The following is a 9,392-nucleotide window of genomic DNA, read 5'->3' as shown; positions in this document are numbered from 1 at the left end:
GAGGCGGAGATGAAAGATAAACAGCCCTAGCTGTAAATTTCTGACTAGGCGTTTTGCAATGCCTCCAGCTTTTCCCATTTATCAAAAGCGGCTTCCAGCTGCTTCTCTAAATCGGCCATTTGCTTTTGAGTTTCTTTAATTTTCTTAGCATCCTGTTGATAAAAGTCTGCTGCCGACATTTTTTCGGTTAACGCTGCAATTTTTTGTTCAAGTTTTTCAATTTCTAACGGCAAAGCTTTCAGATCCAGTTGTTGCTGATAGGTTAATGTCGCCTTTTTCTTAACCGGTTTTGGAGAAGCAGGCTCTAGTCTGACAGCCGGTTTATCCTGCTTAACGGACTGTTGGCGTTGTGCCAGCCAATCGTCATAGCCACCGACATATTCACGCACTTGCTGATCTTCATCAAACACAATACAGCTGGTGACCACATTGTTCAGAAAGCTGCGATCATGACTGACCAGCAGCATGGTACCGGTAAAGCCCAGTAACAAATCCTCCAGCAATTCCAGGGTTTCAGCATCCAGATCATTGGTCGGTTCATCCAAAACCAGTAAATTTGCGGGCTGGGTAAACAGTTTGGCCAGTAATAACCGATTACGCTCACCACCGGATAACGCTTTTACCGGGGTTCTGGCCCGATCCGGCGTAAACAGGAAATCCTGCAGATAACCAATCACATGTTTTCGGCTACCATTGATTTCAACAAAGTCTCTACCCTGCCCAACGTTGTCAACGACACTGGCTTCCTCATCAAGTTGACTACGTAATTGATCAAAATAGGCCACCTGCAGATTGGTGCCTAAACGCACTGTTCCGGATTCGGGTTCTGCCCGTCCCAGCAGAATTGACAGTAACGTACTTTTACCACAGCCATTGGGTCCGATAATACCAATGCGATCACCGCGCTGAATCACTGTTGAGAAATCTTTAAATAACTGCCGGCCATCAAATGCCTGACTGATATTCTCAACTTCGACCACCAGCTTGCCACTCCGATCGCCTTCCTGGATTTGCATCGACACATTGCCAAGCACTTCACGACGTTGGCCGCGTTCACGACGCAGTTTTTCCAACGCCCTCACCCGACCTTCATTACGGGTGCGTCTGGCTTTGATTCCCTGACGGATCCACACTTCTTCCTGGGCCAGCTTTTTATCAAACTGGGCATTCTGCTCGGCTTCGGCAGACAATAAGGCTTCCCGTTTTTGCAAAAAGCTTTTGTAGTCACCGGGAAAGCTCACCAGTTGCCCACGATCTAACTGCACAATACGTGTGGCCAAAGCCTGTAAAAAACTGCGGTCATGGGTAATAAACAATAAGGTGCCGCCGTAACTTTTCAGAAAACCTTCTAGCCAGGTGATAGAGCTGATATCCAGATGGTTGGTAGGCTCATCGAGTAGTAAGATATCCGGTTGGCGTACCAGTGCCTGAGCCAGAAGAACCCGTCTTTTCATACCACCGGATAAACTGGAAAACTCAACATCGGCATCCAGCGATAAACGGGAAATAACCGTTTCCACCTGCTGTTCGAGACTCCAGCCATCAACGGCTTCTAATTTATGCTGGGCTTTTTCCAGCTTGTTGAGTATTTGTTCACTACTATCATGTTGCAGTTGCTGAACAATATGGTGATATTCCACCAGCAAAGGCCCAACTTCACCGAGTCCATCAGCGACGACATCAAACACACTACCCGCCGTACCAGCAGGAACTTCCTGCTCCAGTCGGGCAATTTTTAACTCCTGCAAACCAACCATTTCACCGCTATCCGGCGTAATCTCGCCAGCAATGACTTTCATTAATGTGGATTTACCGGCGCCATTGCGGCCAACAAGGCAAACCCGTTCCCCCTTATCGAGCTGAAACTCGACTTTATCCAGTAAATTTGGGCCACCATAACTGACGGTCAGCTGTTTTAAAGACAATAATGCCACGGATTAAACCTCTGCAGTTTCTGCGTTTTCGAGTATTTCACTGGCATCAAGCCAGTCCATTTCAGCCTGCTCCAATGCAGACTTGGTTGCTGCTTGCTGTTGCAACAAGGTCTTCAGTTTTTCTTTATTCGCCATCTCATACAGTGAGGTATCAGCCAGCAAACCTTCAATTTTGGCTAACTCTGCATTCAGCTTATCAAGCACCTGCTCGGCTTTTTTGACCTGATTTCGCAAAGGCTGTAATTTTTGCCGTTGCTGTGCAGCGGCCTGACGGTCTAATTTTTTAGTGTTGTTACCAAGCGTATTTTTTTCGATGTTATTACTACTATCCCGGCCAAGTCTTAACTGACGATAGTCATCCAAATCGCCGTCAAATACCGTTGCCTTGCCATCCGCCACCAGCCATAAATCGTCTGTGACATTTCGCAAAAAATACCGATCATGGGAAACAACAACCAGTGCCCCTTCAAATTCCTGCAACGCCATATTCAGTGCCAGACGCATCTCTAAATCAAGGTGGTTGGTCGGCTCATCCAGCAATAACAGGGCTGGTCGCTGATATACTAATAAAGCCAGGACAAGACGCGCTTTCTCGCCGCCGGAAAACGGAGCGACGGGCTCCAGAGCGGTATCACCATTAAACCCAAAACCACCCAGAAAGTTACGGCAGTCCTGTTCGGTTGCCATGGGATCCAACCGCTGCAAATGATTTAAGGCACTATCCTCTGGCCGTAACTGTTCCAGCTGATGCTGAGCAAAATAGCCAATAACAATATCTTTACCTTCACGGCGTTTGCCAGTCAATGGTTGCAGCTCACCCGCAATCAGCTTGATTAGCGTGGACTTACCGGCCCCGTTCGGCCCCAACAGCCCGATGCGATCGCCGGGCGCAAGGTTAAGCTTGATATTGTCAATTAACGGCGTTTGCTGATAACCAACACTGGCTTTATCCAGCGCTAAAATTGGCGTGGTTAAACGCCGTGGTTGAAAAAAACTGAAATGAAACGGCGAATCCACATGCGCAGGGGCAATCTTTTCCATACGTTCCAATGCCTTGATACGACTTTGTGCCTGCTTGGCTTTAGTCGCTTTGGCTTTGAAACGATTCACAAAGTCACGGATATGCGCAATTTCAGATTGCTGTTTCTGATAAGCGGATTGCTGATTGGCCAGATGCTCGGCGCGTGCTACTTCAAAGTCCGAATAATTACCGGTATACAATTTAATGCGTTGCTGTTCTATATGGGCAATCTGCGTAACGACCCGATCCAGAAACTCACGGTCGTGCGAAATAACCAGCAGGGTTCCACTATAACTGCGTAACCATTCTTCCAACCAATATACGGCTTCAAGATCCAGATGGTTAGTGGGTTCATCCAGCAGCAGCAAGTCACTACGGCACATTAATGCCTGAGCAAGATTAAGTCGCATACGCCAGCCACCGGAAAATGTAGTGACGGCATTTTCCTGCTGATCAGCACTGAATCCTAGTCCATGAAGCAGTTTTGCCGCCCGACTGCGTGCGGTATAACCATCAATCAACCCTAATTTATCATGTAGCTGAGTTTGCAGATGGCCATCATTGGTTTGTTCTGCTTGTGTCAATTGTGTCAGCAACTGGTTAAGTTCTGCATCACCCTGCAACACATAATCAATTGCCGGTATATTAACCGCAGGGGTTTCCTGCGCGACATGCGCAATCACCCATGACTCAGGTAGAGTCAGGTCACCGCTGTCAGCGTGTATTTCATTCCGAATCATCGCAAATAAACTGGATTTACCCGTGCCATTAGCACCGGTCAAACCTACACGTTGCCCCGGGTGAATCACCAGGTTGGCCGCTTCAAACAGCAACCGTGGTCCGCGACGTAAAGAAAGTTGGCTAAGATTTATCATGGCGCGAATTGTATCAAGCCTGCCCATCGGCTGTATTGGAGAAATCTCTGTTACACAACAAAATTCAATCTGATGACAACTTGACCGAAGCAGGTAACTGCCAATCTATGGGCGTTTGACCGTGCTGTTGTAAATACTCGTTAGCCCGACTGAAATGTTTGCATCCCAGAAATCCGCGGTGTGCTGACAGCGGTGAGGGATGGGGTGCTTTTAAAACCAGATGTCGTTGGCCGTCAATGGCCGCCCCTTTTTTCTGCGCATAACTGCCCCACAACATAAATACGACATGGTCGCGTTGCTTATTAACCACACTGATCACCCTATCCGTAAACTGTTCCCAGCCTTTCCCCTGATGCGCATTCGCCTGACCGTGCTCCACGGTTAACACAGCATTGAGCAGCAAAACGCCTTGCCTGGCCCAGGCTTCCAGATAGCCATGTTTGGGGGGAATAATCTCCAGATCATTATTCAGTTCTTTATAGATATTCCTTAAGGAAGGCGGAATAGCCATGCCTGGCTTTACCGAAAAACATAAACCATGTGCCTGATCTGGCTGATGATAGGGATCCTGACCGAGGATCACGACTTTTACCTGTGATAATGGTGTCGTTTCCAACGCATGAAACCAATTGGACGAATGTGGATATATCACCTTATGTTGTGCTTTTTGCTGCTGTAAAAATGCCTTTAACTGCTGCATATAAGGCTGATCAAATTCATACTCAAGTAAAGCCTGCCATTCCGGCGCTTTTTGCAAAGCCATTTTCGCTTCCCGCTATTTAAAACCACATCATACTTATTTTGTTTTTATCCCTCATCATTGCAACTCAAATATAAACTTACCAGTCAGATGCAATTAGTTTGTCGATATTTGTTAAACCAGCTTTTAAGACTGATAGACAAGATCTATCGTTACTGTTATTTTCAGTAGATACCATTTGCAGTCACTAACTGATTGTCGCAAGAGTATCTATATACAAGGAATCGCGATGGATAATAACGCCAATGTTTTAATCGTCGATGACGTCCCTGACAATATTCAGGTGGCCATGAATTTTCTTAAGGAAGAGCCCTATAATCTTTCTTTTGCCACTCGCGGTCCAGAAGCACTCGCTTTGATGCGAACGCATGAATATGACCTGATTCTGCTTGATATCATGATGCCGGAAATGGATGGCTACGAGGTTTGCCGACGTATAAAGGCAGAACCCCGGCTTCAGGATATCCCCATTATCTTTGTCACGGCCAAAGTTGATGTCGACTCTATCAGTCAGGGCTTTCAGGCCGGAGCAGTGGATTACCTGTGTAAACCGTTTCACGCCGAAGAGCTGCTGGCCAGAGTCAACACCCATCTCACGTTATATCGTGCTAAAAAACTGCTGCAGCAAAACAATCTGTCTCTGCAGCAAAAATACGAATTAAATCAGCAACGGTTAATGACCGAACTGGAACAAAACCAGCTGGAAATGATTTACGTATTAACCGAACTGATGGAATCGACTTCCGATGAAACTGGCAAACATATCCGCCGGGTTGCCGAATGCTCCAGATTACTGGCGTTGTATCACGAAAGTCTGACCGATGAGGATGCCGATATTCTGTTTCATGCCGCACCGATGCATGATATTGGCAAAATCACCATTCCCCATTCCATATTGCATAAACCGGGCAAACTCACTGAAGACGAATTTGCCATTATGAAAACCCACACCACCCGAGCCTATAAAATTCTTGATAATTCAAAACGTAAATACACCAAAGCTGCCGCCATCATCGCTCACCAACACCATGAGAAATGGGATGGATCCGGTTATCCTCAGGGTTTAAAAGGTCAGGACATACATATTTATGGCCGAATTGTTGGGTTGATTGATGTCTTTGATGCTTTGTTACACAAGCGGGTTTATAAAGATGCCTGGCCATTAGATGCCACCATTGATTACATCAGGACACATAGCAGTAGCCAGTTTGATCCCTATCTGGTGAACCTGCTAATGGAACACATTGATGAATTTGTTGCGATTGCCGATCAAAACTAACTGGTTGCTATTGCTTGCTCTGCTGTTCATCAGTTGCCGCTTGTCGGCACTGACTTTCACCGAAGAAGAACAGGCATGGATAGCTGACAACCCAGAAATCCAACTCGGCGCAGACTTCAGTTGGGCACCTTATGATTTTCTGAATGACCAAGGCGAACATGATGGCATAGCGGCTGATGTATTGAAGCTTGTCAGTGAAAAAAGTGGCCTGAAAATTACCGTTCAGCCAGATGTATGGGCTAACACCATGGAAAAAATGCGTGCCGGCGAGTTAATGGGATTGAGCTGCGCAGCCGCTACCGAGGCAAGACAGGAGTTTCTCTTCTTTTCAAAACCCTATGTCAGTCTTTCACTGGGCATTATTGTCCAGAAGCAGCGCGATGATATTCAATCAATGGATGATTTGATTGGGCTTAAAGTCGCTGTAAATAAAGACTCCTATCTGCATAACTGGCTGAAAATCCATTACCCGGACTTGGCGCTGGTGTTGACTGACTCAAACGATGATTCGCTGGAAGCGGTTTCCTTTTCCAGAGCCGATGCCTATATCGGTAATATCGCAGTGGCAACCAACGTAATCAAACAACGTTATCTTTCCAATCTCAAAGTGGTCGCCAAAGTGCCCAATCTGACCACCGACACATCTGTTGCCATTGATAAACGTTATCCGCTGCTACACAGCATTATTGAAAAATCGTTATCGGCAATTACCGCGGCCGGAAAACAGCAGATCATTGATAAATGGTATGCCGTTGTCAGTGATAGCAGTGCATTTGAAGTATTGCCGTTTGAGCAGAGTCGACTCGAATTAACCGACAACGAACAGCAATGGATAAAAGATAACCCGATTGTCAGAATCGGTGTAGACCCTTATTGGCCACCTTTTGATTTTATAGACAAAAATGGTGAGCACAGTGGTATCAGCGCTGATTATTTTCAACTTATCAGCAAGCAAACGGGTCTGCAGTTTCAACTTGAACCCAATGCGGACTGGCAATCTGTCATTGAAGCGGCACAAAACCGTGAAATAGATCTTATTGTGGCTCTTTCACGTAATACATTTCGTGAAACATTTCTCGACATGTCCATTCCGTATCTGGATTACCCACTGGCCATGGCCACAACGAAATTCGGTCATCTCAGCAGTCTGAGTGAATTCAACAATAAACCTGTCGGCGTGGTAAAAGGCTATTTTGCCGAGTCGATTTTACTGGCCTACTATCCGGAAATTGACATCATCTATGTACCCTCTGTGCGTGATGGACTGGCGATGTTGGCGGCGGAAGAGATTGATGGTTATTTTGACATTCTTCCCACCATCACCTACAACGCCAGCCAGTCGGGTTTGACTCATCTGAATACCAGTATTGTCCGGGAGTACTCCTCAGCCTTACATGTAGGTATAGTCAAGGATCAGCCCGAACTTTTATCGATAATCAATAAAGCGATCACAGCCATCACAGAAGATGAAAAACGAGCCATCGACCAACGCTGGATGTCGGTTAATACGATTGAACGCACCAATTACACACTACTGATACAGGTCGCATCTGTCCTGCTGATTTTCCTGCTTGCCACTATCTACTGGAACCGTCGCTTACGTACTGAAGTCAATAAACGGCTTATTTCCGAACAGCAGCTCCGGGAAAGTGAAACCCAGCTATTTCATCTGATTAATGTGATGCCGATGAGCCTCATGGTAACGTCGGCCTTAGATGGCAGTATTCTGCTGGCGAACAAGTATTGTCATAAAGAACTGGGTTTTACCGCCGATCAGCAGAAAACATTAAAAGTTCAGGATTTTTATGCTGATATTTCTCAACGCGATGATGTACAGGCAAAACTTGCTTCTGCAGGCGAAATCAATGGTGAAATGGTCAACATAAGAAGCCGGAATGGTCAGCTTATTCAGGGCCTGTTTTCAATCATTTCCATTCAGTATCAGGGCAAACCGGCTTTTCTCGGCTTTTATCTTAATATGGATGAACGAATTGCGCTGGAAAATTCACTGAAAGAGGCCAAGAGCCATGCAGAAGCAGCAAATCTGGCCAAATCGCAATTTCTCGCCAATATGAGTCATGAAATCCGAACCCCGATGAATGCTATTCTGGGGTTTACCGAGCTGCTGGACGAACAGGTCACCGAACCCAGACTCAAATCCTTTATTAAAACCATTCGCAGTGCGGGCAATACACTGTTGCTGCTGATCAACGATATTCTTGATTTATCGAAAATTGAAGCCGGCAAACTGATTCTGAATAAAACGGCGACTGATCCACACCAGTTGTTTGATGAGATAGCCAATATGTTTATTCTGCAAATCCGTAATAAGGATTTAGCCTTGCATTTAGATATTGACCCACAGTTGCCTCACGGCCTGCTACTGGATGCCACCCGTCTCAGACAAGTCCTGTTCAATTTAATCAGCAATGCCGTCAAATTCACTGAGACAGGACATGTTCGTATTCATGTGCACGCCGATAATGTCGATGATCATCTGAGTAAGCTGGATTTACATATACGGGTTGAAGATACCGGGATTGGTATTCCCGAAGCTGAGATTGAACATATTTTTGAAATATTCGCCCAGCAATCTGGTCAGGATGTTCGTAAATATGGTGGTACGGGCCTTGGTTTATCAATCACCCGCCGATTGATAGAAATGATGGGGGGGCAAATCCATCTGCAGAGTAACAGCGGTGAAGGTTCGGTATTCAGTATTGACTTGCCCGGGATCGATATTGCCGCCATGGCCAGTGACAAACTCCGGCAACAGGCTTTGGCATTTGATGCCAGTCGCATACGTTTTGAGCCGGCGCATATGCTGATCGTCGATGACGTCGAACATAACCGTGAGTTGATTCGACAACACTTTATCAACAGTAACATTCAGACCAGTGAAGCTGAAAATGGCCAGCAGGCCGTTGAGTTTGTTGAAAATAATTCAGTGGACCTGGTGTTGATGGATATCCGAATGCCCGTGATGGATGGCTATGAAGCTGCCCAGAAAATAAAGGGCTTTAGTCCCGATCTACCTGTAGTCGCACTGACTGCTTCGGTAATGAAAGATGCCTACGAACAGGATAAACTGGAGCATTTTGATGCCTACTTGCGTAAACCGGTTTTACGCAATGAGCTGTTTCATGCCTTAAGTGTATTTCTAGATTACCAGACAATGGAAGTTGAAGTGACCGCAACAGCTCAGCAGAATTGGTCACAGTTAAACAAGCAGCAACTGATGTCCCTGTTGAAGCATTTTCAAACTGATATTGATGAAATCTGGCGTATGGCCACAAAAAGTAACAGCATGACTGATATTAAGCATTTTGCCCACGCAATTGCCAGACTGGCAGGTAGTTACCAGATTGACACTCTGGATCGCTATGCCAGCCAGTTACTGGAACGCATTGATGCGTTTGATATCGAAGGCATGCAGATATTGCTAAAACAATTCCCTTCAATGTGTTCCGACATACAACAGGTGATACGGGCCACTTGATCCACCAGACAGGTATGAATTGTT

The 9,392-nt window shown here is 46.0% G+C and carries 5 protein-coding genes; 2 read left to right on the top strand and 3 right to left on the bottom strand.

Features of this window, described 5'->3' with window-relative positions; all coding sequences use genetic code 11:
- Positions 1-44 precede the first annotated feature (44 nt).
- From B3O33_RS08085 to ung, 3 genes are all read right to left on the bottom strand, one after another.
- A complete protein-coding gene (locus B3O33_RS08085; protein WP_292361912.1) occupies positions 45-1,934 on the bottom strand; it encodes an ATP-binding cassette ATPase Uup in 1,890 nt (629 codons plus the stop codon).
- A 3-nt stretch (positions 1,935-1,937) separates the two neighbouring features.
- The gene (locus B3O33_RS08080; protein ID WP_292361911.1) at positions 1,938-3,830 is read right to left on the bottom strand and encodes an ATP-binding cassette domain-containing protein; all 1,893 of its coding nucleotides are present in this window, start codon (positions 3,828-3,830) and stop codon (positions 1,938-1,940) included.
- 64 nt (positions 3,831-3,894) lie between these two features.
- On the bottom strand, positions 3,895-4,593 hold the full coding sequence (gene ung / locus B3O33_RS08075; protein ID WP_292361910.1) for a uracil-DNA glycosylase: 699 nt from the start codon (positions 4,591-4,593) through the stop codon (positions 3,895-3,897).
- A 226-nt stretch (positions 4,594-4,819) separates the two neighbouring features.
- Here ung and B3O33_RS08070 point away from each other — a divergent pair, with 226 nt between their 5' ends.
- Complete coding sequence (locus B3O33_RS08070; protein WP_292361909.1) at positions 4,820-5,869, top strand: response regulator; 1,050 nt, start codon at positions 4,820-4,822, stop codon at positions 5,867-5,869.
- On the top strand, positions 5,838-9,368 hold the full coding sequence (locus B3O33_RS08065; RefSeq protein ID WP_292363364.1) for a transporter substrate-binding domain-containing protein: 3,531 nt from the start codon (positions 5,838-5,840) through the stop codon (positions 9,366-9,368). The genes B3O33_RS08070 and B3O33_RS08065 overlap by 32 nt, the downstream gene beginning before the upstream one ends.
- Positions 9,369-9,392 lie beyond the last annotated feature (24 nt).

Origin of the sequence: Methylophaga sp. UBA1464 (genome assembly GCF_002325665.1) — a bacterium.
GTDB lineage: Bacteria > Pseudomonadota > Gammaproteobacteria > Nitrosococcales > Methylophagaceae > Methylophaga.
This window is presented reverse-complemented; position numbering and strand designations above follow the sequence as displayed.

Excerpts from the sequence above, each read along its gene's own strand:
- B3O33_RS08080 (WP_292361911.1), bottom strand. The coding sequence starts at position 3,830 with ATGATAAATCTTAGCCAACTTTCTTTACGTCGCGGACCACGGTTGCTG.
- ung (WP_292361910.1), bottom strand. The coding sequence starts at position 4,593 with ATGGCTTTGCAAAAAGCGCCGGAATGGCAGGCTTTACTTGAGTATGAA.
- B3O33_RS08070 (WP_292361909.1), top strand. The coding sequence starts at position 4,820 with ATGGATAATAACGCCAATGTTTTAATCGTCGATGACGTCCCTGACAAT.
- B3O33_RS08065 (WP_292363364.1), top strand. The coding sequence starts at position 5,838 with ATGAATTTGTTGCGATTGCCGATCAAAACTAACTGGTTGCTATTGCTT.